The organism is Alphaproteobacteria bacterium (genome assembly GCA_004295055.1).
Taxonomy (GTDB): domain Bacteria; phylum Pseudomonadota; class Alphaproteobacteria; order SHNJ01; family SHNJ01; genus SHNJ01.
On sequence record SHNJ01000020.1, the window covers coordinates 46,234 to 71,408 of the forward strand.

General features: G+C 49.7%; 28 protein-coding genes. 8 read left to right on the forward strand and 20 right to left on the reverse strand.

Going from position 1 to position 25,175, the window contains the following annotated elements:
- From EYC62_05285 to rfaD, 4 genes are all read right to left on the reverse strand, one after another.
- On the reverse strand, positions 1–603 hold the full coding sequence (locus tag EYC62_05285) for a peroxiredoxin (protein ID TAH34766.1): 603 nt from the start codon (positions 601–603) through the stop codon (positions 1–3).
- Positions 600–1,595, reverse strand: coding sequence for a hypothetical protein (locus EYC62_05290; protein ID TAH34767.1), 996 nt, complete (start codon positions 1,593–1,595; stop codon positions 600–602). The genes EYC62_05285 and EYC62_05290 overlap by 4 nt, the downstream gene beginning before the upstream one ends.
- 44 nt (positions 1,596–1,639) lie before the next feature.
- Positions 1,640–4,153, reverse strand: a complete 2,514-nt coding sequence (locus EYC62_05295; GenBank protein ID TAH34768.1) for a hypothetical protein — start codon at positions 4,151–4,153, stop codon at positions 1,640–1,642.
- A 131-nt stretch (positions 4,154–4,284) separates the two neighbouring features.
- Positions 4,285–5,271 (reverse strand): ADP-glyceromanno-heptose 6-epimerase, encoded by a 987-nt coding sequence (gene rfaD / locus EYC62_05300; GenBank protein ID TAH34769.1) that lies wholly within the window; start codon positions 5,269–5,271, stop codon positions 4,285–4,287.
- A 100-nt stretch (positions 5,272–5,371) separates the two neighbouring features.
- Here rfaD and EYC62_05305 point away from each other — a divergent pair, with 100 nt between their 5' ends.
- From EYC62_05305 to EYC62_05325, 5 genes are all read left to right on the forward strand, one after another.
- A complete protein-coding gene (locus EYC62_05305) occupies positions 5,372–5,635 on the forward strand; it encodes an accessory factor UbiK family protein (GenBank protein ID TAH34770.1) in 264 nt (87 codons plus the stop codon).
- Positions 5,636–5,848: 213 nt separating this feature from the next.
- Entirely contained in the window at positions 5,849–6,358 is a 510-nt protein-coding gene (locus EYC62_05310; protein ID TAH34797.1) for a hypothetical protein, read from the forward strand.
- A gap of 45 nt (positions 6,359–6,403) precedes the next feature.
- Positions 6,404–7,213, forward strand: a complete 810-nt coding sequence (locus tag EYC62_05315; GenBank protein ID TAH34771.1) for a pyrroline-5-carboxylate reductase — start codon at positions 6,404–6,406, stop codon at positions 7,211–7,213.
- Positions 7,214–7,215: 2 nt separating this feature from the next.
- Positions 7,216–7,764 (forward strand): hypothetical protein, encoded by a 549-nt coding sequence (locus tag EYC62_05320; GenBank protein TAH34772.1) that lies wholly within the window; start codon positions 7,216–7,218, stop codon positions 7,762–7,764.
- A 119-nt stretch (positions 7,765–7,883) separates the two neighbouring features.
- Positions 7,884–8,342 (forward strand): hypothetical protein, encoded by a 459-nt coding sequence (locus tag EYC62_05325; protein ID TAH34773.1) that lies wholly within the window; start codon positions 7,884–7,886, stop codon positions 8,340–8,342.
- 10 nt (positions 8,343–8,352) lie between these two features.
- Here EYC62_05325 and EYC62_05330 read toward each other — a convergent pair whose 3' ends face one another.
- Genes EYC62_05330 through EYC62_05355 form a run of 6 tightly spaced genes read right to left on the reverse strand, consistent with a single transcriptional unit; the run spans position 8,353 to position 14,021 of the window.
- The gene (locus tag EYC62_05330) at positions 8,353–9,657 is read right to left on the reverse strand and encodes a HAMP domain-containing protein (protein TAH34774.1); all 1,305 of its coding nucleotides are present in this window, start codon (positions 9,655–9,657) and stop codon (positions 8,353–8,355) included.
- A 5-nt stretch (positions 9,658–9,662) separates the two neighbouring features.
- Positions 9,663–10,379, reverse strand: coding sequence for a response regulator (locus EYC62_05335; protein TAH34775.1), 717 nt, complete (start codon positions 10,377–10,379; stop codon positions 9,663–9,665).
- Positions 10,372–10,950, reverse strand: coding sequence for a CDP-diacylglycerol--glycerol-3-phosphate 3-phosphatidyltransferase (pgsA, locus tag EYC62_05340; GenBank protein TAH34776.1), 579 nt, complete (start codon positions 10,948–10,950; stop codon positions 10,372–10,374). Before pgsA ends, EYC62_05335 begins: the two co-directional genes overlap by 8 nt.
- Before the next feature lie 46 nt (positions 10,951–10,996).
- Positions 10,997–12,895, reverse strand: coding sequence for an excinuclease ABC subunit UvrC (uvrC, locus tag EYC62_05345; GenBank protein TAH34777.1), 1,899 nt, complete (start codon positions 12,893–12,895; stop codon positions 10,997–10,999).
- A gap of 5 nt (positions 12,896–12,900) precedes the next feature.
- Positions 12,901–13,257 carry a dihydroneopterin aldolase gene (locus EYC62_05350; protein ID TAH34778.1) on the reverse strand — a complete coding sequence of 119 codons (357 nt, stop codon included), beginning with the start codon at positions 13,255–13,257 and terminating at the stop codon, positions 12,901–12,903.
- Entirely contained in the window at positions 13,254–14,021 is a 768-nt protein-coding gene (locus tag EYC62_05355) for an SDR family NAD(P)-dependent oxidoreductase (protein ID TAH34779.1), read from the reverse strand. The genes EYC62_05350 and EYC62_05355 overlap by 4 nt, the downstream gene beginning before the upstream one ends.
- Before the next feature lie 68 nt (positions 14,022–14,089).
- Here EYC62_05355 and EYC62_05360 point away from each other — a divergent pair, with 68 nt between their 5' ends.
- On the forward strand, positions 14,090–15,769 hold the full coding sequence (locus tag EYC62_05360) for a hypothetical protein (protein ID TAH34780.1): 1,680 nt from the start codon (positions 14,090–14,092) through the stop codon (positions 15,767–15,769).
- A 5-nt stretch (positions 15,770–15,774) separates the two neighbouring features.
- On the opposite strand, the gene rpoH is transcribed toward EYC62_05360, so the two are convergent.
- The 6 genes from rpoH to EYC62_05390 all read right to left on the reverse strand — a co-directional run bounded on the left by rpoH (position 15,775) and on the right by EYC62_05390 (position 20,879).
- Positions 15,775–16,671, reverse strand: a complete 897-nt coding sequence (gene rpoH, locus EYC62_05365; GenBank protein TAH34781.1) for an RNA polymerase sigma factor RpoH — start codon at positions 16,669–16,671, stop codon at positions 15,775–15,777.
- A 10-nt stretch (positions 16,672–16,681) separates the two neighbouring features.
- A complete protein-coding gene (locus EYC62_05370) occupies positions 16,682–17,647 on the reverse strand; it encodes an RluA family pseudouridine synthase (protein TAH34782.1) in 966 nt (321 codons plus the stop codon).
- A 413-nt stretch (positions 17,648–18,060) separates the two neighbouring features.
- Complete coding sequence (locus EYC62_05375; protein TAH34783.1) at positions 18,061–18,297, reverse strand: hypothetical protein; 237 nt, start codon at positions 18,295–18,297, stop codon at positions 18,061–18,063.
- 105 nt (positions 18,298–18,402) lie between these two features.
- Positions 18,403–19,131 (reverse strand): amino acid ABC transporter ATP-binding protein, encoded by a 729-nt coding sequence (locus EYC62_05380; protein ID TAH34784.1) that lies wholly within the window; start codon positions 19,129–19,131, stop codon positions 18,403–18,405.
- 106 nt (positions 19,132–19,237) lie between these two features.
- Complete coding sequence (locus EYC62_05385) at positions 19,238–19,909, reverse strand: ABC transporter permease subunit (protein ID TAH34785.1); 672 nt, start codon at positions 19,907–19,909, stop codon at positions 19,238–19,240.
- Positions 19,910–19,961: 52 nt separating this feature from the next.
- Positions 19,962–20,879: an amino acid ABC transporter substrate-binding protein gene (locus tag EYC62_05390; GenBank protein ID TAH34786.1), complete on the reverse strand. Its 918-nt coding sequence runs from the start codon at positions 20,877–20,879 to the stop codon at positions 19,962–19,964.
- A gap of 9 nt (positions 20,880–20,888) precedes the next feature.
- Here EYC62_05390 and EYC62_05395 point away from each other — a divergent pair, with 9 nt between their 5' ends.
- Positions 20,889–21,833 carry a hypothetical protein gene (locus EYC62_05395; protein ID TAH34787.1) on the forward strand — a complete coding sequence of 315 codons (945 nt, stop codon included), beginning with the start codon at positions 20,889–20,891 and terminating at the stop codon, positions 21,831–21,833.
- A 127-nt stretch (positions 21,834–21,960) separates the two neighbouring features.
- Here EYC62_05395 and EYC62_05400 read toward each other — a convergent pair whose 3' ends face one another.
- Positions 21,961–22,587, reverse strand: a complete 627-nt coding sequence (locus tag EYC62_05400) for a cold-shock protein (GenBank protein TAH34788.1) — start codon at positions 22,585–22,587, stop codon at positions 21,961–21,963.
- Between the two features lie 277 nt (positions 22,588–22,864).
- Between EYC62_05400 and EYC62_05405 the strand changes: the two genes are divergently transcribed.
- Complete coding sequence (locus EYC62_05405; protein TAH34789.1) at positions 22,865–23,641, forward strand: 3-hydroxybutyrate dehydrogenase; 777 nt, start codon at positions 22,865–22,867, stop codon at positions 23,639–23,641.
- A 53-nt stretch (positions 23,642–23,694) separates the two neighbouring features.
- Here the strand turns inward: EYC62_05405 and EYC62_05410 are convergent, their stop codons facing one another.
- The 3 genes from EYC62_05410 to EYC62_05420 form a co-directional block, all read right to left on the reverse strand.
- Positions 23,695–24,261, reverse strand: coding sequence for a peptidylprolyl isomerase (locus EYC62_05410; protein TAH34790.1), 567 nt, complete (start codon positions 24,259–24,261; stop codon positions 23,695–23,697).
- A 23-nt stretch (positions 24,262–24,284) separates the two neighbouring features.
- Entirely contained in the window at positions 24,285–24,704 is a 420-nt protein-coding gene (locus EYC62_05415) for a hypothetical protein (protein ID TAH34791.1), read from the reverse strand.
- Positions 24,705–24,797: 93 nt separating this feature from the next.
- The coding region (locus EYC62_05420) for a hypothetical protein (GenBank protein ID TAH34792.1) at positions 24,798–25,175 on the reverse strand (378 nt) is incomplete at its 5' end.

Consider the following 25,175-nt stretch of genomic DNA (forward strand, 5'->3'; position numbering starts at 1 on the left):
TTAAATCGCGGTCTTATTCCGCTGAATATAATCGATCATGCCGTTGGAATTGGCCGGAATCGCCGGTTCGCCAGCCAGCCAGCCGGGCGGACATAGCTCGCCGGTTGCGTTATGATGGGTCAGGGCATCATGCACCCGGATAATTTCGTCGATATTGCGGCCAATCGGAAAATCATACGTGGCCGAATACCTTACCACAAAATTCCGGTCAATTAAGAAGCTGCCGCGCAGCGCTACGCTGTCGTTTACCAGCATATCGTAACCTTGACAGACAACTTTGGAAATATCGGATACTAGCGGAAAGCTAATAATGCCTGTGCCGCCCGCCTGTGGAGGCAGTTCGCGCAATTTTAAATGCGACATGTGCGAATCGACGGAAATGCCGACCGGCTTAATGCCGCGCGCAAAGAACATGTCCAGACGATTATTGATAGCGGTCAATTCCACCGGACATAAATAAGAAAAATCCAGCGCATAGAAAAATATCAGGCCCGAAGATCCATTTAGATATTGTTTCAAATTGAATTGGCTGTTGATGTTGCCATCCGGCATAACCGCCAGCGCGGTGAAATCCGGCGCTTCGCGTCCTACAAATTTACTCATCGGGAAGCTCCTTGATTGCGATCGCGTCCGGTAGATCCAAAAGGATTAAATACAAACGCGCGCCGCGTTGCCGGCGCAGTCGTTACTATGCCGGTATCTTGAATTCTATCGCCCTTGGGGGTGCCGGCGCTCATCGGTGTCGTTTTGCAACCAACGCAGGCGCTTTGAACCGCAGTAATATCTTGGAAGTTACGCCCACAACCGCCACAACCGCCGCTGGATTGGCCTAAAACAGTTAAGGAAATGCCCATGGGCAATCCCGCCGCTGCGCGTAATAAATTGTCTATTTGCTTGCCCAATAAAAATTTGCCTTCCGAAATCTGGGTTTGCATCATAGCTACCAATTCCTGCGCCTTATCGTTGGTTTGGACGCGGAATGGCGATAATGTTCCAGGATAATATTCATTGTGTACGGCTTCGGTGTATCGAGTGCCGGCCGGTATTGTGGCGGCAAAGTTGCACCCAATTTTTGGCGCGCCATTTTCCAGAAAACGCGATAAAACGCCTACATTGTCTTCCCGGTCAGGGAAACGCTCCAACATGCAGAATTGCGCTTCGCTTCCAGAAATAATGGATGCTTTGCCTGCCGTCATATCCATTATCACTGTAATGGATTGATTGGCCACCGGATTCGGATGACGGCGCCACATAAACACATCATGGGTGGCAGTATTATGGCCCGGCGCGGCAAAGGAAAATTGCGCCGCCAAATGATACAATGGTTTGGTTATTTTATGTTCTTTGCCAAAAAATTTATACATAGCGGCAATAATTTTTGGACATTGCGCCCAACTGCGGCTCAAGGCTTGCTGGGCAACTGGCAACGTAATGCCATTCGGATTAACGTTGTTAACATTGCCGTCTTTTGGGTCTAGCAAACACATATGCTCTTCCGGCAGAACGCCTAAAAATTGCGCGCCGAATTTTTGCTGGCCGCTGCCTATGCGCGCGACCATGCCTTTCGCATCCAAAAAACTTCTGGTAAATGACATACCCGTTACTCCTTTGTATATAATTTAGTGCCGGCTGTTATGCATTAGCGCGTAGCCGGATTTCTGCCTTTAAACAATTTTCCGAACAAATCGCCCAAAAAAGAATTTTTGACCATTGATCCTCCAATGGCTGGGCAAGCGGACGTAAATTCGGCTTTACCTTCTTTGTTTTGCTGTTCGCTTCGCCTGTTGAACGCATTCAGGTCTACGTCCGGTGCTTTATTGACGGCATTAATACCGTTTACCACGGCAACAGGTTGTATTCCACCGTTTGTTTTGCGTATTGCTTCTTCTTGGCCGAGTTCCGCTTGGCGGTTGGTTCCTTTTTCTTGCGGTCTATCGGCGCCATCTATTGCATCCGCTTTTTCCTGGCCATTGGTCGGTTCATATTTCTTGCCCCCGCCACCGCAACAACCTGGTTCACCATTACATGGTCCGCAAGTATTTTGATCAACCGCAGTAACAGCGATTTTATCGCGGATATATTTCTGGCCGCTAGGCATGATTACGCGTTCCCGGTTAGTATCATAAGAAAGCGTTATGCCTAACGATTGTAATACTTTGCCAACCGCGGATTTTTCGTCGACGATTTTGCCTATGGCGGTGGTTTCCCGAATTATTTCAGTTTTAAAGGTATTGGATGCGGCTGATTCAGCCGATGACGCAGGGCGCGGCGATTCTATGGGTACGGCAGCGCGGTCAGCCGGTGCTGGTGCAGATGGTGCCGGGACAGGTTTCGATTCCTGGATAGGCGTTGGCGCGGCCGGTGTAGGAGCAGTTGCGCGCGCCGAAACTTGTGGTTGTTGCGGTGTGGAGGTGTTTGCGGAAGTAGGTGCAGCGCGATCCGACACGGGTTGTGCAACCGGGACTACACGGCTGTCATTGCCGCGAACGGAAACATTGGATGGCGGCGTTACTTGTTGCGGCGCTGTCCACGGCGTTGCGGTTTTTGTGGACGATGTAAAATTGGAATTGGCCGGGATAACAGTTACCGAAGTTCCGGCATGCCAGCCGACATTATTGGTCGATGGACGCAAGCCAAGAACATTGACATTGCTGCGGTTCAAATCGCTAACTATCTGCCTGGTGGTGACGGGTGCGGCTATGGACGAGCCGGCGATATTGCCAGGAACGCGCGTCGCTGCATCCCGCAACTGCAATAAACGGTCCGGTGTAGTAATTGATTTTCGGTCTTGGCCCGCCACAATTTTAAGATCGACTGCTTTGCCTTGGGTAGCTTTGTTGTCATTTACAGGGGCTGGCACTTGTGCTGGATTTTGCCCTGCACGCAATTGGGCAATTTCCCGTACCGCTTGGCGCACTTGGTCACGGATTTCCCGAGCCGGTTCCGGGCGCAGCGCGGTTTGGGTAACGCGCATCGAGGCTTGTTGCTGCCAGAAACGGGTTAGGGATTCGGGTAAACGAATGGTTTGAGTTTGGGCGACGCCGCGCACATCGTTGGTATTTGGCACGCGCAGAATGCCTTGCGCCCATTCGCTTTGCACCCGCAACATCGCGCGCGATACTTGCAATGTTTGGGTCAAAGCCTGCATGGTTGCGGCGGTCATGGCGAATTTTGGCAGGGCGGCGAAGTTGACTTGCGGCGCTTGACCGGGCTGGCCATTGCGCGCCGGGCCATTTTGGGCTTGTCCGGTTTGCGCGGCGATTTGCGCGTTAATCGCGCGGGCATAATCCATCAATGGCTTTAATGCCGGCGATTGGAATGTTTTCACCGTGGCTTGCAATTGCGCGATTTGCATTTGCAATACCTGTACATATTTCATGTTGGTATTGTTTTGCACCGCCTGTTTCAGCATATCCTGCAATTTGGTCAATTGCTGCTGAAATACTTGTTCTAATGGCAGCAATTGCCTTGCCACCACAATCGCGGTCAGTTGCGATAACGGCACTTTGGCCAGGCCTTGTTGCGTCAATTGCTGGCGCAATTCGGTAATCGCGGCGCGTTCGGTTTTAATCAGCGCTTTGAATGCGGCTTCGGGATTTGGGCCATTGGCGGCAATTTTCAATTGCTGATACAATCGCTGAATCATTTCGCTGCGCACCCAATATTGGGCATTCTGCGCATTTAAAGACGCTTGTTGCAGGGCGTAAAAATGCAAAACTTGAATCAATTGCTGCATCCGGCGCACGGATGGTTTTTCAAGGCCTGGAATGTCGCGATCATCCAGTAAATATTCTAAAACCGATTCAATGGTAAAATCGGCCTTGCCCATCTCGGCCATCAATTCGGCCAGAAGTTTCATTTGCAATTCTGGATTGGCAAGATCCGGATCTAGGACATTTTCTTCTTCATTGTCGTTGCCAACGGCGCCGCGCGCATCGCCCGACATACTGACTTTGCCGGCGGGGCCAGCGATAGCGGCGCCTTGTTCATTGCTTTGAAATTGGGCGTCGATAGTGCCGATCGCCGTGGTCTTGCCGCGGGTAATTGCCGCAATGCCGCCGAGCGTGTCATCGGTAAAACGAGCCGTCGCTTCGACGAGTTCGTCGGTGACAGGCGCTTCTGGGTCGAATTCTAATGTGGCAGTGGCGGTCATTTATAATTCCGGTATTTTTATTACCGAAATTATTAACGCTTTTCAGGCATGACGGCAACCTAAACTGCTATAGTTTTAATTTAGAACAATTCTAAATTGGTTGAAAAAAGTCTCAGCTTGCCAAGGCTTTATTAAAGATACGGGTTCGCTTGCGCCAAAAAGTCCTGAACATAGGTTTTTACGCCATCTTCCAGGCTGGTAAATGGTTTGGAATAGCCCACAGCGCGCAGGCGATCCATTTTGGCTTCAGTGAAGTATTGGTACTTTTCCCGAATATTTTCTGGCGTGTCCACAAACTTGATATCCGGCTGTTTGCCCATGGCGGCATAAACTGCGTTGGCAAGATCCAGGAAACTGCGCGCTTTGCCGGTACCCAGATTGAAAATGCCATTTACGCTTTGATTGTCGTACAGCCATAACATCACATCCACGCAATCGCCGACCCATACGAAATCGCGCAACTGTCCGCCATCCGGATATTTTGGATTGTGCGACCGGAACAAAGTCGCGGCTTCGCCTTTTTTAACCTTATCGAAAGTCTGCGCGACAACACTGCGTTGCCCACCTTTGTGGTATTCGTTCGGGCCATAGACATTGAAAAATTTCAATCCAACCCATTGCGGTGGGCGAACCCGGCCAGTGCGCACCACGCGCGCAATCCAGCGGTCAAAAGCATGCTTGCTCCATCCATACGCGTTAAGCGGGTGATAAGTCTCTAAAACATCGGACGAAAAATTATCGTCAAATCCCGATTTGCCATCGCCATAGGTAGCGGCAGAAGACGCATACACAAAACGCGTGCCATGCCGGCAGCACCAGCGCCATAAATGGATCGGCAGTTGGAAATTGCTTTTGACGATCAGATCGGCATCGGTTTCGGTGGTCGCCGATACGCCGCCCAAATGATAAATCATGCTGATTTCGCTGGCGTGATCTTCCAGAAAATCGAACAAATCGTCGGTCATGATGAATTCGGCCAATTCGCGTTTGGCGATATTGCGCCATTTATCGTCCTTGCCCAGCGTGTCGCAAATAATAATATCGTTGTGTCCGCGTTTTTCCAAACCTGCGACCAAATTCGATCCGATAAATCCGGCGCCGCCGGTGACGATAATCATGGGAAATTCCTGCAATAGTCCGTTAAATCTATAGGAAGTATATTTAAACTTATACGGCTTTGTTGTAAATAGGGTGCCTGTTGGTAAAGGGGTATCTGCTATGAATGATTGGAAATTATTGCTGGATGATATGGCGAAACTGGCGACATCGGCTTTTGGCATGGCCGATGAAATGCGCAAAGACGGCGAAAAGAAATTGAAAATGCGCATTGAAAAGTTGGCGAAGAAAATGGATTTCGTCAGCCGTCAGGAGTTTGAAATGGTCAAAGCGATGGCAATCAAGGCGCGTCAGGAACAGGAAGAATTGAAAAAGCAGATTAAAAAAATGCAGGCCGCGCGTCCCGCCGCAAAAAAGAAGAAATAAGGGTTTTATCCCCAACCGCGCTATTTTAGATTCACTGCGCAGAGGAAAAATTCTTGGCAAATAGTTTGGCTATTGTCACTATATATAGTAGGTGGCAAGCTGAGAATAGGTGATGAACCTACCCAAGCAACTGGTTGGGGCTTTGTTATAAGAGTCAGGGTTTTAATGCCCACAACTAGCGGGAATAATTTGCCATCCTTAACCGAACGGGAGATGCAAAATATGGCCGCTTTATCTGACGATTTCCAAGCATCAGAAAATCCTATTGATTTAGTCGAAGAATTGGTTGCCGCCAATTCCTGGCAATTTAGCCGTTTTGACAGCGATGAAATGATGGTCGATGTTCAAGGCAAATGGTGCCAGTACCGGCTGCATTTTTTATGGCGCGAAGATTTAAATGCGCTGTATTTTTCCGCCGCCATCGATACACAGATTCCATCCGAACGAAAAATGCCGGTTTACGAATTACTGGCCCATGTGAACGAAAAAATGTGGATGGGACATTTTGAAATTTGCCATGACGATATGATTCCGATGTTCCGCCAAACCTGCTTGATGCGCGGCCAATTTGCGACTTCTTTCGAACAGATCGAGGATTTGATCGATATCGCCTTGGCTGAATGCGACCGGTTCTTCCCGGCCTTTCAACATGTCATCGGCGGCGGTAAACATGCCGAAGAGGCGTTGTTGATGTCTTTGGTGGATGTCGCTGGCGCGGCTTGATAACCGCTTATTGCAGCTTTACCGGCAATCGGCTATTTTGCCGGTATGAGTAAAACGATAGTCCTTATAGGTTGCGGCCATTTGGGCGCGGCGATGTTGCAAGGCTGGTTGTCCAATTCTGGTCCAGGCTACCAATTTTTTGCCATTGATCCAAAGGCCGATGCGCTGTCCCGTCAATTTTCTGGCGTTCGGTTTGGCGCCGATTCTTCCATCTTGCCGCAAGCCGTCGATGCGATTGTTATCGCGCTAAAACCGGCTAAGTTTAAGGAAATTTTACCGTTATATAAAAATTATATAGGGGCCGGCACATTGGTTATTTCGGTTGCCGCCGGAATGACAATTGGCAAAATCCAGGAATTTTTATCCGCGCCCAATGCCGCCGTGGTGCGCGCCATGCCCAATTTGCCATCGCAGATAGGACAGGGCGTTGCCGGCGCTTTGGCCAACGTGCATGTTACGCCGGTACAAAAACAATTGGCGCAATCGGTTTTATCCAGTCTGGGTTCCGTGATTTGGGTGGATGACGAAAAATATATGGATGCCGTTACCGCCACATCCGGCAGCGGCCCGGCTTATGTTTTCCGGTTATGCGAAGTGATGGCGGAAGCAGGGGTGAAATCCGGCTTGCCGCGCGATGTGGCGATGACATTGGCAAGGCAAACCGTCATCGGCAGCGCCTTGTATATGCAGCAATCCGATAAATCGGTTGCAGATCTGCGTTCGTCGATTGCAACCCCGGGCGGGACCACCGAGGCCGCGCTGAATGTGCTGAATCAGAATAATGCGCTGCAGGATTTATTTGACCTGGCGATTGCCGCCGCCACGGCGCGCGGAAAAATTTTATCGGGCAGTTAACCATGCCGCCGCGCAAAAAAACGTCTCGCCCCAGAAAAAATAAATCGTCGGCGCATTCAACGCCGGAATGGCAAAAACAAATTAAAAAATTCATGCGCGATCAAAATTTATGGGAGACCTATCCGGATAAATCCGGTTTCTTAAAATCTTTTTTCAAGGATGTTTCCACGCGCGCGGCAAAAAAAATGGATTCCGATTCCGGATCGGCGCGCGACAAGATTTTCGATTATCTAATGTTACAGTTCGATGAATTGGAACCGTATAAAAAATTCATAAGAATATTGCGGCACGATACGGCTTCCTGGCCTTTGTTATTGGGGGTTTTATGCCGTTCTTCCGTGTCCTGGATAAATGATTTGGATTTGCAACAATCATCCAAGCTACGCTGCGCCTGGGTTTTAGCGTTATGCGGAATATACCCGTATGGATTGTGGTTGTGGCTTCACGACAATTCCGGCGATCATGCCAATCTAATGGCCGCAATAGACCGCGCCTTGATGCGTATCGATATGATTTTACAGCAAATTACGGCGATGAAGTCGAAAGTTTGATCGCGAGGAGCGCATACAGGATTGCAAAATAGAAATATTTTTACAAAGGCCTTTATTTTTGGTATATTAACGAGTCTTAAATTGATAAGTCTTAAGGCGCTAAATCTTGAGGTGTTGTCATGCGTAAAACCAATGGTCATGCTCCGGATTGGGCAAAACTTTTTCTCTCGTTCTCCGCTAACCCTAATATGTCAGGTATAGATATGAACAAATTTCTGAATTTATATAAACGCAACCTCGAAGCATGGACTGAGGTCAGCCGCGTTGGCGCCAATTGCGCCCAAGCTTTTACCCGCGCGCAAAGCGAAGCGGTGCAACAAGGTCTTCACAATCTGACCACTGTCTTGGAATGCATTGCTGAACAAGGTTCCACCGGCCAGCAAAAAGCGCGCAAGAGCAGCGAGATTTTGCAGGACGCCTGGCAGAATTCCACCGCCAATGCGAAAGAACTGGCTCAAGTTTTAACCCGTTCCAACCGCGAAGCATTCGAAATTTTGAATGCGCGCATGAAAGAATCGGCGTCGGAATTGCAGGATATCGTTCCAGCCGAATTGCGCCGCACTTCCGGTAAACGGTAATTTTTAAAAATTATAACGGTAAATACAGGGTGGCCGAAAGGCCGCCCTGTTTTGCTTTATCGAGGGTGATGTCGCCGCCATGATTGCGGGCAATGTCGCGCGCAATGCTAAGGCCAAGGCCGACACCGCCGGTTTCCGAATTGCGCGAGTCGTCCAGGCGCCGAAATGGTTTGAATACTTCTTCGCGCATTTCCGGCGGGATTCCAGGGCCGTCGTCGCTGACTTCGATGCGGACGCCGCGTGCGCCGATCTCAGCCGTAATCCATACATTTTTCGCGTAACGGCAGGCATTGCCAAGCAGATTGCCGATGCAGCGTTTCAGGGCATTGCGCCGCCCGGATATTTCCACCGCCCCGTCTGGCCTATATTGGATTTGTTTTCCATCGCGCGCAAAATCGCGCACGATTTCATCAAGCAAGTCGGGAATAGATACGGTCTGCGATTCTTCCTCGGCATCGCCGCGGGCAAAATCCAAATATGTTTCGACCATTTGCCGCATTTCATCGACATCGCCCTGCATCGCCTGAATATCCGGCGAAGATGGCAAAAGAGCCAGTTCCAGTTTCAGGCGCGTCAATGGCGTGCGCAAATCATGCGAAATGCCGGACAGCATATCGGTGCGCTGCTGGATCTGGCGGCGGATGCGATCGCGCATGATGCCGAATGCGGCCGTTGCCTGGCGAATCTCGATCGACCCGGATGGTTTTAAATCCCCGGCTTCCTGGCCTTTGCCTAATTTTTCGGCGGCAATGGCCAGCTTGCGGATTGGGCGGATCTGATTGCGCAGAAATATCGCCGCGATGCCCAATAATAGGACGGAGCTTCCCACCATCCAAATAATCACAAGACGGGTGGTATAGGAAAACAGCCTTTTCTTATTGGCGTAAACGATCAAAAATCCATTATCCAATTGCACGATAATTTTAACGCGGTCGGGATCGGCATTGACCGTGGCGTAAAATTGATTGTCCAGACGTTGATCCAGTTCTTCGTACAATAATTGATCGACCAGGCTGTTGATCTGTGGCGCCGTGGGCAATTCCATGGCTTCCAGCGGCACGAAATCGAACTGCATATGCAAATCCTGTTCGGCCTTTTCTAAAATATTTTTTTGCATGCTTATCGGCGCATCGTTCAAGATATGCGCGACATAGGCGATATCGCCGCCTAAACTGCCGGTCAGACGGCGCGCCAGCGTTTCCCAGTGGCGGTCGTAAAACACATAAGTCGTGACGATCTGCACCAGCACCGTTGGAATCAATAGGATCAACAGCGTGCGGGTAAACAGGGAACGGGGAAGGAAACGTTTGATCATCGTCTTTAAGTTACTATTTTTTCCGGCTTTAGCATATAGCCCTTGCCGCGCACCGTTTGCAGGTACCGGGCAAACCCGGGATCGGCCTCGATCTTACGGCGCAAACGCGTGACTTGCACGTCGATGGCGCGCTCGCCGCCCTCGATGGAACAGCGCCGGACCAAATCCTCGCGGCTGCAAGGCAGATGCGCGTTTTCGGCCAGAACCTGCATTAACGACGTTTCGGCAGTGGTCAGATAAATCATTTCGCCGTCGGTCTTTTTCAATTCATTGCGCGACAAATCAAATACGAAATCCCCGAAATGAACAGCCGCCGGCTTTTGTTGTGGCATAACTGGCGCGCCGTTTTGTGCGGCGCGGCGCAAAATAGATTCAATGCGCAGCACCAATTCGCGCGGTTCGAAAGGCTTGGTTAAATAATCATCGGCGCCGACTTCAAATCCATTAATGCGGTCTTCGGCGGTGTCTTTGGCTGTCAGCAGCAAGATGGGCACACGATTTTTAACAGCGCGCAATTTTTGCGTTAATTCAAATCCGGTAATGCCCGGCATCATCACATCCAGCACGATTAAATCGAATTGCATGCTTTTTAAAACATGTTCGGCTTCCGCCGCATCGGCAACCGTCGTAACCAGGAAGTTATTTTGCGATAAATAGCGTTTTAAAAGGTCGCGCAAACGGCGATCGTCGTCGACAACCAGAATATGTTTTTGCTCATTCATTCGCGTCTTTGAACATAACTTGGGCAAAGGCGCGGAAATAATTCCATCCGGTAATAACCGACAGTACCGCCGCCACCCACAATGCCAGATCGGCAAGTTCCATCAGCGGTTCCAGCAATGGCCAGGCCTGGATGGACAGCAATGCAATCAGCGCGCCCATTTGAAATCCGGTTTTCCATTTGGCAAGATTCGATACGGGAATGACCACCGGCGTTTTAGTTTCGCCTAAAAATTCGCGTAAACCCGATACCAGAATTTCCCGGCCAATAATTAAATAGGCCGCGACGACATCGACGCCGGAAATGCGTTGAATCATGATCAGCATCATAATCACCGCCGTGACCGCCAGTTTGTCGGCAATCGGATCGAGAAACCGGCCCAGGGGAGAAGTCATATTATATTTTCGCGCCGCCCAGCCATCCAGATAGTCGGTGATGGCGCCGACCACGAATAAAATCAACGCGGTCCAGTTGGCAACCTCCACCAAAGATTCCGGCGCGTAATAACACGCGATGATCAACGGGACGAGGGCGATGCGGGCAAGGGTCAGAAAATTGGGCAGTTGCAACATGGATATCGGCTCAAATTCTAGAATTGAAAAAGTACCCGAATATGCCCTAATCCGAATCAGAATGGAAGTAGTTGTATAGGCGTTTGGCGGTATGCTTGTTAATGCCCTTAACCATTTCTAGGTCCAATAGGGACGCTTTGCGGATCGATGCGACAGAGCCAAAATGGTTTAAAAGCGCGCGTTTCCGGCTGGCGCCAATGCCCGGAACGGCATCAAGTTCCGATCGTCCCATTTCGCTGATCCGTTTTTTGCGGTGTCCGCCAATGGCGAAACGATGCGCCTCGTCCCGCAGCCTTTGCAGAAAATGCAGCACCGGATCGTTGACGGGCATCTGGAAATCGGGCCGGCCTTCCATAAAAAAACGTTCCCGCCCGGCATTGCGATCAGGCCCCTTGGCAATGCCTAAAATAGGAATATCGATAATTCCGGAATCGGATAAAGATTGCAGCGCGGTATTCAACTGGCCTAGGCCGCCATCAATCAATAGCAAATCCGGTTTGGCGGAACTTGTATCGCCGTCGTCTTTGTTCATGCGCGCAAAACGGCGGCGCAAAACCTGGCGTAGCATGGCATAATCGTCGCCGCCATGATCCGGCATTTTTTCAAGTTCGTCGATGCGGATGTTGAATTTACGGTACGATTTTTTTTGAAAACCTTCCGGCGTTGCGACGATCATTGCACCGATCGCGTTTTTGCCCTGGATATGGCTGTTATCGTAAACTTCTATTCGTTGCGGTATTTTCGGCAAATCCAGCTTTTCCGCCAACAGCCGCAAAGACTCTTCCTGCGCTGTCCGTTCGGCCAATGCGCGATCTAGGGCATTTTCCGCGTTTTTAACCGCATGCAATACCGCCTGGCGGCGCTTGCCGCGATTGGCGGCGCTGATCGAAACTTTGTGTCCGGATTTCAGGCTTAGCGCCTGGGCCAGCAAATTTTGCTCTTGCGCGGATTCACTTAGTAAAATTTCTTTCGGTGCGGGGCGGCTGGCGTAAAACTGCGCGATAAAGGCCGATAAGACGCGCGGCAAATCTTCGTCTTCGCCCGCTTTCGGGAAAAAGGCGTGATTGCCCAAATAACAATCGTCGCGATAGGTAAATACCTGCACGCAAATCTTGCCCGATTTTTGCGCGGCGGCAATCACATCCACATCGCCAATGCCATCGATATGCACCCGCTGTTTTGCCTGGATAATCGTCAGGGCGCGAATGCGGTCGCGATATTGCGCGGCAACTTCGTAATCCTGGCGCCGGCTGGCTTCGTTCATATTGGCGGCAAATTTTTGTTGAATTTCGGTATGCTTGCCGCGCAGGAAATCCTTGGCCTGTTTGATATTGGCGTTGTATTCTTCCGCCGTTACATAATTCACGCATGGCGCGGAACAACGTTTAATATGATATTGCAGGCATGGCCGCGTGCGCGCCGCGAAGAAAGAATCGCTGCAATTGCGGATTAAAAACGCTCGTTGCAATGTGGCGATCGTTTGATCGACCGCGCCGCCGCTGGACATAAAAGGCCCGAAATAATCGCCTTTGTCCTGCTTGGCGCCGCGATGTTTGGCAATGCGCGGAAATTCGTGGTTGCCGGAAATATAAATGAACGGAAAAGATTTATCGTCGCGCAACAAGATATTGTATCGCGGCAAATGTTCCTTGATTAACACCGCTTCCAGCAGCAGTGCCTCGGCTTCGGATTGCGTGGTGGTAAATTCCATTTTCACGGTTTCTGCAATCATCCGTTGCAGCCGGTGCGGCAATTGCGCCGGGCGGGTATAGGCGGCGACGCGCGCGTGCAAATTGCGCGCCTTGCCGACGTATAATACTTCGCCACGCGTGTTCAGCATGCGGTAAACGCCGGGACCTTTGCCGGCGTGGCGTTGAAAAGATAAAATCGCCTCGGTTCCCGCCGCAAGTCTTGTTTTATGACTGGTTTTGCCGTTGCTGGACATGATTTTTATATAGTTTGACGGCGCGTTATTTCCACGCCGACTTGGCAATCGGGAAACACATCCAACTTTTCAATGCGTATGGTCGCGGCAGCGGCACGTTTATCGGCCAGACAAAGTTTGGCGATATTTTCCGCGGCCGTTTCCAGCAATTCGGTATGCTGGCCAGTCAGCAGATGTATAATATTCTGCCGCACGGTATCGTACCGGATCGTATCGGTGATATCGTCTTTGCCGGAACGTGTTTGCGGCGCCAGTTCAATAATGCAATGAATACGGATGCGTTGCGGGGTGTTTTTTTCTTCTTCAAAAATCCCGATGCGCGCGGCAACGACTAAATTGCTGATCAAAATCTTATCGTTCATGACGCTCTCCGCCCGGACATGATCGGCGCCGAATCAATATGGCGGCCGGAATCGACGGCGATCATTTGTCCGCTCAACGCCGGATTCAGCAACAAATGCAGGCAAGTATTGACCACGTCGTCGACGGATTCGGAATGAGGCAGGGGGGATGGCGAAAAATCGTTTCGCCAGCTTTGATCGTTTTTACCGGCATTCGGCGGCAAAATAATGCCTGGCGCCACGGCGTTGATACGCAATTTTGGCGCCAATTGCCTGGCCGCAAGCTGCGTTGCGGACCACAAGGCGGATTTGCTGACTACATACGAAGTATAGCCGCGTGGCGATTTTAAAATTGAATGGTCGAGCAGATTGACCACCGCTCCGAAAGCAATGTCTTGTTTGGCCATTTCCTGCATTAAAATCATCGGCGCCAGCGTATTAATGTTCAAATGCCGCTGCATCGTTTCTGGGGTGAAATCGGCGAATGTGTCGCGTTCAAACATTGCCGCATTATTCACCAGCATGGTAATCGGCCCAAATTTCTGTCGGGCTTTCCCGAATAATTTTTGTACAGATTTAGGGTCGGCAAGATCGGCTGCAATCATGGCAGCTTTGCCATTTTTTTTGCCAATTTCCTCAATCAATTCTTCGGCGTCCGGGCGCGATGTGTTATAATGCACAATAACCGCGCAACCTCGTGCCGCCAGCGCCAAACACAAAGCCCGGCCGATCCGCTTGGCGCCGCCAGTTACCAAAGCCACTTGATTGGAAAAAGATTGATTCATTGCCAAAGATTATCCGAACCACCGCCAAAGTACAATAAGCCAGAAAACATAAAAAAGGCCGTAAAAATATGATTGAGACGCATAGTTTAGATTTGACCATCCCCATTATCATGCTGGCGGCGGCAGTATTGATTACCTCGTTCGTGCAACGGTTGCGGGCCAGTCCCATTTTGGGATATTTGCTGGCGGGATTGTTGATCGGGCCATATGGATTCGGCTTTATCGAAAACACGCCCACGACTTCATTCCTGGCCGACTTGGGCGTGGTATTTTTATTGTTTGCGATTGGCCTTGAACTGCCCTTGGAGCGGTTGCGGGTGATGCGGCATCTGGTGTTTGGATTTGGCGGCATAACCACCATTTCTTTGATGCTGATATTCGGCGGCTTGGTTTATTATTCGCGCGAAAATCTGGCGGAGGCGATCATTATCGGCGGGGCGATGGCGTTTTCATCGACCGCGATGCTGGTGCAGTTATTGGCCGAACGCGGTGAATTTTCGACACGCCACGGCAGGGCCAGTTTTGCCGCCGCCTTGTTTCAGGATTTGGCGGTTGTGCCGTTGCTGGTGGTGATTCCGCTGTTAAATCAAAAAGGCGCATTGATAGTCAGCAGTTTGATTGGCGCAGGATTGAAAGCCGTCATAGCGCTTGTATTGATCATGTATGTCGGGCAATTCTTGTTGCGCCCATTTTACCGCCTGGTGATCGGCAATAAGAATCATGAACTGCTGACCGGCCTGACATTATTAATAGTATTGGGTATGGGTTTTTCGACTTTTCATTTCGGCCTCAGCATGGCGCTGGGCGCGTTTCTCGCCGGGGTGATTTTGTCGGAAACCGAATTCCGCCATCAGATTGCCGCCGATATTGAACCGTTCCGTGGCTTGTTCCTGGGCTTGTTTTTTATGACCGTGGGCATGATGATCGATTTGCGCTTTATTGTCGATAATCCGCTGCCTGTTGTGTTGCTATTGTTCACTTTAATCGGCTTAAAACTGGCGGTATTCTACTGTGCAGCGCGATACTATGAATTGCCGTTGTACAAGGCAATGCGTACCGCCATTTTATTGGCGCAAGGCGGCGAATTCGGATTCGTATTGTTCGGTCTTGCGATGCAATCGCGGTTGGTCGACGCTGATTTAGTCAATTTATTTTCCACGGTTGCAATTATCAGCATGGCCATCACTCCGGTCGCGGTGCGGTTTTCCTGGCCGTATTTGGTGCAACCGATCGCGCATATGGACGACGAATCCTTGCCGGCGCCGGAAGAATTTAAGGATAAGCAGAAACATGTGGTAATTTTCGGCTATGGCCGTGTTGGCGAAGTGATCGCCGGCATGTGCCAGGCACAGCAAATTCCGTATGTCGTGATCGATGACGATCATGACCGCATTACGCGCGCCAGGGCGAAAAATCTGCCGGTGTTTTATGGCGATGCGTCCAAAGTGCATGTGTTGCGTTCGGTCGGCACCGATTGGGCGCAAGCGGCGGTGATTGCCGTCAGCCGCGCTAAAAAAGCGACTCAGATAACCCATATATTGCGGGATAATTGGCCGCATGTGCCAATATTCGCCCGCGCGCGCGATTTTGAACATTCCAGAAAGCTGATAGAAACTGGTGTTGCCGCGACCGTGCCGATTACCTTGAACGCCAGCCTGGAATTGGGCAAGACGTTATTGCAAAGCCTGGGTTGCACGCCGCAACAAATCGATGCGGCGCAATCCAGCGTGCAGAAAAATTTCGAATAATTGATTTAATTCTTTTTATGTTCCAAGAATTGCTGTGGCCGCGCATCGACCAGCATTTTCATCTGGGTTTGCAGTTTTTCGAACGCTTTTTCTTCGATTTGCCGGATGCGTTCGCGCGACACATTGTATTTTTGGCTTAATTCATCCAGTGTTTGCGGGGTTTCCTGCAATCGGCGCGCGCGGATGATATCCCGTTCGCGATCGTTTAAAATTTCCATGGCTTGCATCAATAAATGGTGGCGTTCGTTTTCTTCCTGATGCTGCGACAATGTTTCTTCTTGATTGCTGGCGTCATCCACCAGCCAGTCCATCCATTCGCCGCCGCCATCTTCGCCGGTGCGAATTGGCGCGTTCAAGGACTGGTCGCCGCGTAAACGGCGGTTCATATCGATCACGTCTTGTTCGGTTACGTCCAGTTTTTGCGCGATGGCTTCGACATGTTCGGGTTTTAAATCTCCATCTTCTATCGCTTGCATCTGGCTTTTCAATTTGCGCAGATTGAAAAACAATCTTTTCTGCGCGGCGGTCGTGCCCAGTTTAACCAGCGACCAGGATCGTAAAATATATTCCTGGATCGAAGCCCGGATCCACCACATCGCATAAGTGGCCAGGCGAAAACCCTTGTCTGGGTCGAATTTTTTTACCGCCTGCATCATGCCGATATTGCCCTCGGAAATTAATTCGGCGACCGGCAATCCATATCCACGGTATCCAAGCGCGATTTTAGCAACCAATCGCAAATGGCTTGTCACCAGCATATGCGCGGCATCGCGATCGCCATCTTCCCGCCAGCGTTTAGCCAGCATGAATTCTTCTTCCGGCTTGAGCATCGGAATTTTGCGTATTTCCGCAAGATACCTGGAAAGATTGCTGTCGGGGCTAAGGGCGGGTACATTGGCCATGCGGAGGATACTAGCCTATCTTCGACAATTTTTCAGCCAGTATTTCCAAATCTTTGGGCAGATCGGCCTTGAATTGCATGAATTTTCCATTCACCGGATGATGGAATCCAAGCGTTGCGGCATGCAGCGCCTGGCGTGGATAATGATATAGGTAATCCGTTATGTCTTTTTCAAGTCCCTTGATTTTACGGGCGCGGCCGTATGTTTGATCGCCGATCAAAGGATGGCCGATATGGGTCATATGCACCCGTATCTGGTGCGTGCGTCCGGTTTCCAAATTGCATTCGACCAAACTGACAATGCCGGAAAAATTTTTCACGGTGCGATAATGAGTCGCGGCGCGTTTGCCGCCGGATTTTACCACCGCCATCTTTTTACGGTTTTGCGGACTGCGGCCAATATTGCCGGATATGCTGCCTTTGCCAGGATTCGGAATGCCCCAGACAAAAGCCTGATAGGTTCGTTCGATGCTATGATCGGCGAATTGCTTGCTGAGATTTTGATGGGCGATATCGTGTTTGGCGATTACCAAAATGCCGCTGGTGTCTTTGTCGATCCGGTGCACGATACCGGGCCGTTTTTCGCCGCCGATGCCGGATAGGGAATCGCCGCAATGGGCCAGCAGAGCATTGACCAAGGTATGATCGGGATTGCCCGCGGCGGGATGCACTACCAGGCCCGGCGGTTTGTTTAAAACCAAAATATCTTTATCCTCGTATACAATGTCGAGCGGTATGGATTGCGCCGCAATCGGCACATCACGAATTTCAGGAATCGTAATGGTGTATGTCTGGCCCGATTTTACTTTGTGCGCGGGATCGGAAATTATTTTGCCGTTGCCACGCACTTGGTTTTCCTTGATCAGCGCTTGAATTCGCGCGCGGGAAAGATCGGCTAATTTCTGCGACAGAAATTTATCCAGCCGCGCATGATCGTCGGCTGGGCCAGCGGAAAGGGAATGATTTTGTGCAGACATAAAATTATGGCCTGGAATGTCCAACGGCAGCGCCGGTTAGAATCCATAAGCCATAAAGGATGAACAGGCTTAATAGAATAAAACAAATGAATCGAATAACTTTAAAACCCATGGTGGGTATTTTAATAAACTTGCCCCAACATTTGCAAGCCGCCACCACGAAACAGCCATAATACGATTAACAACATAGGAAATATAATTACAAAGCCGACTAAGGCGGCAATATGCTTATCCATGTCATCTTACCTCCTACCATTAATATTGGCATGGTAAGATGGCGTTTCAATGGCGGAAAACCGATGTTATAGCGCGATGCAGCATGGAAAAGCATAGAAAAAAGGGCCGATCCGAAGACCGACCCTTAAGAGCACACCCCAAAATCTAAAATTCACAAGAGTATGCGGGGAACCTGCTTACGGGATATTTTCCCGGCAATCCCATCCCGCATCGCCCACAGGCTGGCAATCCAAGGTTTGGTTAGGATCATGCGGATCATCTTCGCCGCCGTCACCGCCCCCGCCACCATCTGGAGGAGGGTCTTCGCCATCGAATATGGCTTGGTGGGTATAATTCCAATCGGCGTGGGCTATGGAAGGGGCCAATCCTTGGAAGGCCAGAATCATAGCTAAAATCAATAGCTTATACTGCATATTATCCTCTCCCCGGCTAATAAGACCGCGTGAATACAGTTCTATTATGGCAAAGAAAGCCTAATTAACCATTGAATATCGTTAAAATTGTATGGATTTTCGGCGTTAGCTGGCCGCCAGGACATGGGATAAGAAAGTCTTAATCCGTGGGTTCTGCGGGTTTTCCAGGATTTCGGACCCACCTTGTTCAATGGCTCTGCCTTGATCCAGGCAAATGATCTGGTTGGCCGCGCGTTTGGCAAAATTCAAATGGTGCGTGACAATAATCATCCCGCAACCTTTGTCTTTGACCACCAGCAAGAATTCCAGAATTTTGGCAATCTGTTCCACGTCCAGCGCCGAGGTGATTTCATCCAGCAATAAATATTTAGGTTGCAAGGCAATCGCCCGGGCGAGGGCTAGGCGTTGTTTTTGGCCGCCCGATACTTCGCTGGGATAGCGGTCGATGAATTGGCGCATGCCGAAAAAGTCGATCACTTCTTCGACCAATTCCTTGCGCTCTGGCGTTAATTTATCTTCAATAGGTAACAACAGATTTTGCCGCAGGGTGATATGCGGCCATAAAAATAACTGCTGAAACACCACGGTCATTTCCGGCCATGGCGGGGTGAACTGCGCGCCTTCGGCCATTGGGAAATGATATTCTCTGCCATCGATGCTGATCGATCCGGAATCCGGCGTTTCGATCATCGATAAAGAGCGCAATAATGTGGTTTTGCCGCCGCCAGACGGGCCGACAATCGCAGTGATGGTGCCTGGCGCGACCGTCAGGCTGACATCCTGAACGACTGGAAAACCTTGCAGTGATTTGGATATGTTTTTAGCAATGAACATGAAAACTCTGGGTTCTGGGTTTCGGGTAATGGGTATTGGGATTTCTGGCTGAAAAAGAACTATTTAAAATTCCAAACCCCAAAACCCAATCCCCAAATCCCTTTTCTTATCGGTCCGACAAATTCCTCGTATACTTATTCTTGATCCAAACAGCGACGCCGTTGACCGGCAGGCAAACCATCAGGAAAAAGATCCCAAGCGCGGTGTAAATTTCAACGGGTTTATAAATTTGCGCGTTGATGCGCTGCGCCACGCGGAAAATTTCTTCGACTGAAATCAAACTGGAAAACAAGGTTACATGCAGCATCGTGACTTGCAGCATTAACAAACCAGGCAAGACCTGGCGGAATAAAATCGGCAATTGGATTTTAAAAATGGTCTTTTTGTGCGGCAGGCCGCAAACGCGCGCGGCAAATAAATATTGCTGCGGAAAATCTTCGAGCGCAAAGCGCACCAAATCCGCGACGCCAAAAATATTGACGATAGTGAATGTAAAAGCGGCGGTGTAAAACGGGTCAATCACGACTTCAAAAATCGCCTGCACCGGATAATGCAGCCAGAATAAAAATACCAGGATCGGAATGCCGGCCAGGATAAAGGAAATAATGCGCGATACTTTTCCAACCGAATCCGGATATTGCCATCCAAAGAATCCAAGCGCCGAGCCCAAAATAATGCCAAGCGACCAGATAATCGCGCAAAGCTGTAAAGTAACCGCAAGACCGCTTAAAAAGCCGGTATGGTATTGAATTAATATGTCGAGGACAGTCGAAAACATCTGAACAGGGTATAGGGTTTAGGGGTTGGGGTAAAGGGATAAGTGGGCCGCATTATCGAAACGGTTTCGCCAGGCGGTAAAAACTGCCGGGATATTTTTCATATTTATCCAATATCTGATCCATTTCGCCGCTGTTGATTATATCGGTCAGTGCTGCATCGATCATGGTTTTAAAAGCCAGATCGCCTTGCGGGATTGCAATCACATTGGGAAATACCACCAATGGTTTTTCGCTGCCGCATAATTTATCCTTGGGATTATTGGCATTCCATTCGGCAATATGAAATGGTTCGACAAAAGCCATATCGGCCTTGCCGGTTGTGACATTCATCAGCAACTGCGTCAGATCGGCGGAATTGGGCAGGGTAACAACACCGGCCTTTGGGAATCTTGCGGCCGTTACCCTTGATGCGACCGATCCATCCAGCAATGCGATTTTGAAATTTGGATCGTTCCAGTCTTTTTCATCTCGGGGTTTATCGCATTTCTGGGCGCCGATCATGCCGCTGTAATAAAATGGGGTGCTGAATCCGACAAATTTGCCTTCGTTCGGGTTCATCCAGTAGGTAATGCAAACAGCGTCGTACCGTCCGGTTTGCAGTCCCTGGACATTGGTGGCAAAAGTGACTTCTTCGGTCCAATCTATGTTTAACCCAAGCCGTTCGCCCACCTTTGTCATTACATCCACCGCTACGCCGGAAAAAGCGCCGGTATTGGGATCTTTCATCACCGCCGGGGGAAATAGGATATAGCCGCAACGCAAGGTTTTGGACTGCATCACCCGTTCATAGGCCGACAAGGGGGTGTTAATTTTAGCGGGTTTTTTAAAGGTATTGATCAAGCCTTGCGCGGCCAATAAAATCAGCCAAATCGAAAGCGCGACCAACATAACACGGTTAAATGTTTGATTTTTCTGCATGAAACGAAGTTTTAAGCATTTGCGCGGTAAGATATTGTATACTAAAAGCATATCGGGGAAATGACAAGCGTGCTTATTCGGGTACTGATTTTATCGCTGTTGATGATGTGTATGTTGGCGCCAAATGCGCTGGCCGACCAAAATCGTTGGCAAACCGCGCGGGTCGGCAATATGACCCAATTCACCTATCAGTATGATGATTTTTCCGGCCGGGCGCGGCAATTGAGCTTTATGCTGAATACGCGCCAACTGAATGCCGGCAGCAGCCAATTCCAAACATTCGATCAAGACACCATGGAAAATTATACCATGGAATATTTGCAATATTATGCGGCGCAAATGCCGGGCGTTTCGGTTTCGGTCGATAAAATAGGGGATGCGATCAGTTTTCATGTGTTAGGCCCCAACGAGCAAGCGGTGCAACAGACGCTGGCCGTCATGAAAGCGCGCAATGACGAGGCACAGGATCAATATTTGCAATCCAAATATTTTATCAAGGATACCACCGGCAAATATATTATGCCTGACCATATCCGTATTGCGCTGGATTACGTTGCGCCGATGCGTCCCGTGGCAAAAGCGGTTTCCGGGGCCGCGGCCGAAAAAGGTCCGCGCGGATTTTTAAATGAAACGCTGAACTTCCTGCAATCGATTCCGTTCGATACTTTGCAGGATCGCACCACATCGAATGGTTCCGGATTTGCAACGCCTTATGGCTTGCTGGGTATGAACAAGGGAGACTGTGATACCAAAAGCGTTGCGATGATCGCCATGGCAAGGGCTTTATACCCAAATATGCCAATTGCGATGATCTACACCACCAATCATGCCTTTGTCGGTTTTGGCGTGCCTGCGGCGTCTGGCGACCGGATTCTAACTATAGACCGTAAGGTTTTGGTATTGGCCGAACCGGCCGGTCCGGGCCTGTTCCGCCTCGGCCGCGTTGGACATGAATCCAACGCCGACCTGGATAAAAATTACTTTTCTTATGTGATGGTGCCTTAAGAAGGTATCAGGTTTCAGGTGTCCGGTGCCAGGCCAAATTTACTTGGCAAATATTATTTTGAAAATAATCATGGAAATAGACCGGCTTAAACCTGAAACCCGGTACCTGATACCTGACACCTTTAATCTAAATAATCTCGATCGACTCGGCTTCTTGGCCCTTGCCGCCGTTGACAACGCGCATGCGCACCGCCTGGCCTTCGTCCAATGTCGATAATCCCGAACGGCGCAAGGTGGACATATGAATGAACACATCGCGGCTGCCGTCTTCGGGCATGACGAATCCGAAACCTTTTTGGCTGTTATACCATTTTACAGTGCCGGTCATTTCCTGCGCGGGACCGCTTGGGGCGTGATGATCACGATCGCGATGGCCATGTCCGCCACCATCGCCATATTTGCTGCGGCGTCCGCCGCCACCAAATCCATCGTCCCGGCGCGGACGGTCGCCAAATCCGCCTTCGCGGCGCGGGGGGCGATCGCCAAAATTGCTGCGCGGACGTTCTTGCGCTGTGCTGGTGTCGACCGATATGATTTGTTTTACTTCCTGGCCTTTTTGACCGCTGCCAATAATGCAGCTTAAAGTCGTGCCATCCGGCAAAAATTCATGTCCGGCATTGGTGACTGCGGAGATATGCAGAAATATGTCCCGGTCACTGCCTGGGGCATTTACGAAACCAAAACCTTTTCTGGGGGAAAACCATTTAACCGTTACTGTAGTCGGAGTCGCATCGGAACCAAAAGAATCATTCATAGGATAACACTCATTTATAATTGATAATACGCCACTTAATACTTAACTGTACCAATTAATTATATCACAAGAACTAGGCCCAATTGGGCAAGAATCATTAAGATTCATTGCCACTATATCTAGATTCGGTAAATTTTACTTTAACAAAATCGGAAATCAATCTATTTCATCTTAAAAAATTACTAGGATCTATATATAAGTCATTTTACATAAAAAGCTCATACAGTTTTGGCACGATTTTTGTTTATCTTTGGCTTTGCCCGGAATGGAATCCAACATGTTGCAAAATAAGAAAGTTTTGATTACCGGTTCTACCAGCGGTATTGGCTTGTCCATAGCAGAAAAATTTGCGGGACAGGGCTGTAATATAATGATTCATGGGCTTAGGGATCAAAAACAGCTACAAAATATCCAAAACAATCTCATGGACCGTTTTAAGGTCGAGGTCCGCGTGTCTGATGCGGATGTGGCCAATTCCCAGGATTTGTCGACATTGGCCGATGAAGCCGCAAAATGGGGGGTGGATATTCTGATCAATAATGCGGGTATTCAACATGTAAGCCCGATTGAGAATTTCGCGCCGGAAAAATGGGACCAGGTAATGGCGGTTAATTTGCGCGCCGCCTATTTCCTGATTCACAAACTGATTGCTGGAATGAAAAAAAGTGGCTGGGGCCGGATCGTCAATATTGCGTCGGCGCACGGTTTGGTCGCATCCATCAACAAGGCCGCCTATGTTGCCAGCAAACATGGCTTGGTAGGGTTGACCAAGGTTGTTGCGTTGGAATCCGCGAATGACGGGATAACATGCAACGCCATTTGCCCGGGCTGGGTACATACCGATATAGTCGAAAAACAAATCCAGGCGCGCGCGTCCGCATCTGGCCGCAGTGCCCAGGAAACGGCGCTTGATTTAATTGCCGAAAAAATGCCGTATCATAAATTCGTGCAACCGGACGAGGTTGCTTCATTGGCTTTATACTTGGCCAGCGATGCGGCGCGGGCGATTACCGGCGCATCATTGTCTATCGATGGCGCTTGGACGGCGCAGTAACTGCAAATTAAAACGGCCGGGAATTCCCGGCCGTTATGCTTAGTACCGAATGATTAGTTCGATTTAACTTTTTTGCCTTTCGGTTTTTCAACCACATCGGCGGCAACATGCATTTCCAAAATTCTATCCGGATCTTCTACTTTGCCGTTGCGGGTGCGATCGCCTTTTTTCAAGGCATCGACATATTCCATGCCTTCGATTACGCGGCCCCAAATAGTGTACTGGCCATCCAGATAGGACGCCGGCGCAAAGCAAATGAAAAACTGGCTGTCCGCGCTGTTGGGATCGGACGTGCGGGCCATGGATACCGTGCCGCGAACATGTTTTTCGCTGCTAAATTCGGCGGGCAATTTGGTGCCCGATCCGCCCGTGCCATCGCCCTTTGGATCGCCGGTTTGGGCCATAAAGCCTTCGATGACGCGATGGAAAGTCAGGCCATCATAAAATTTCTGGCGGGTCAATTCCTTGATCCGCGCAACATGTTTTGGCGCAAGATCAGGACGCAGTTCGATCACGACCCGGCCGGATTTCAATTCCATATATAAAGTATTTTCTAAATCAGCAGCATTCACAGAAGTCACCATAATTAAAGTTAATAAAATACCTAGCAAAAAACGCATATATATTCTCCGTTACAATATGGTTAGGATTTTGGGGAAGATTTTTTAAAAGGTTTCTTAAACGCATCGGCAATGGCGCGTAAATTATTGCCATGGCCCGGGTTGTCGGAAATTTTATGGGCTTGCTGCCCTGGCGCCGGTTTCAAAGTGCTGGCGGATAATGGATCTTGATTGGCCATATTTTTTTGCAATTGACCGATCATGCCTGCGAAATCGATCTCTCCGTTCGCCGTCGCGCCGGTTTGCGGCTTGCCTTCCAGCTTATGGGCCACGCGCTGTACATGCGCCATGGTTGCGGCTTCGCGGAAATTGGCGAACAGGCCGTCTTCCAGCAATTGGTCTTCGGCGCAACGCGCCAATAAAATCTGGCAGGCTTTTTGGCGATTGCCGCCCGACTGGCGCAAGGCTTCCTCGATACATCCATCAACGTAATTTTTGCTCATGATCCGGCCCTTTCGCGATATGATAGGCAGAGAATTTAGCATAGCATGGGGATAGAAAAAGAAAAATTAAAAACCGGCCTTGCCCCAATAAGGTCACAATATAAACAGGAAAAAGGGCGATCCGATAACGGTGTATAAAATAATTGCGGCGGCAAAACCAAATACTAGCCGCTTGGAATTAAAGCGGAAATGGGTTTTGACCCCGGTTTTTAACGGTTGGGCGATTGTTAATAAGCGCAATGCCTGCATGAACGCGGCCAATCCCATAATTGCCGCGCCCAGCCAAATCCAAACCACCAATGGATGATAGGATAGGCGCAAAATCGCGGCGGATTTATCGGATTCAACTTCGGCCATGGCGGTATACACATCGCCCATCAGGGACGTATCGCGAGACGATTCGGTAGTAACCATGCCTTGCGAAGGGTAAAGATGTTTTTCCGGATATAGTAATTGCGAGTAAAAATTTTT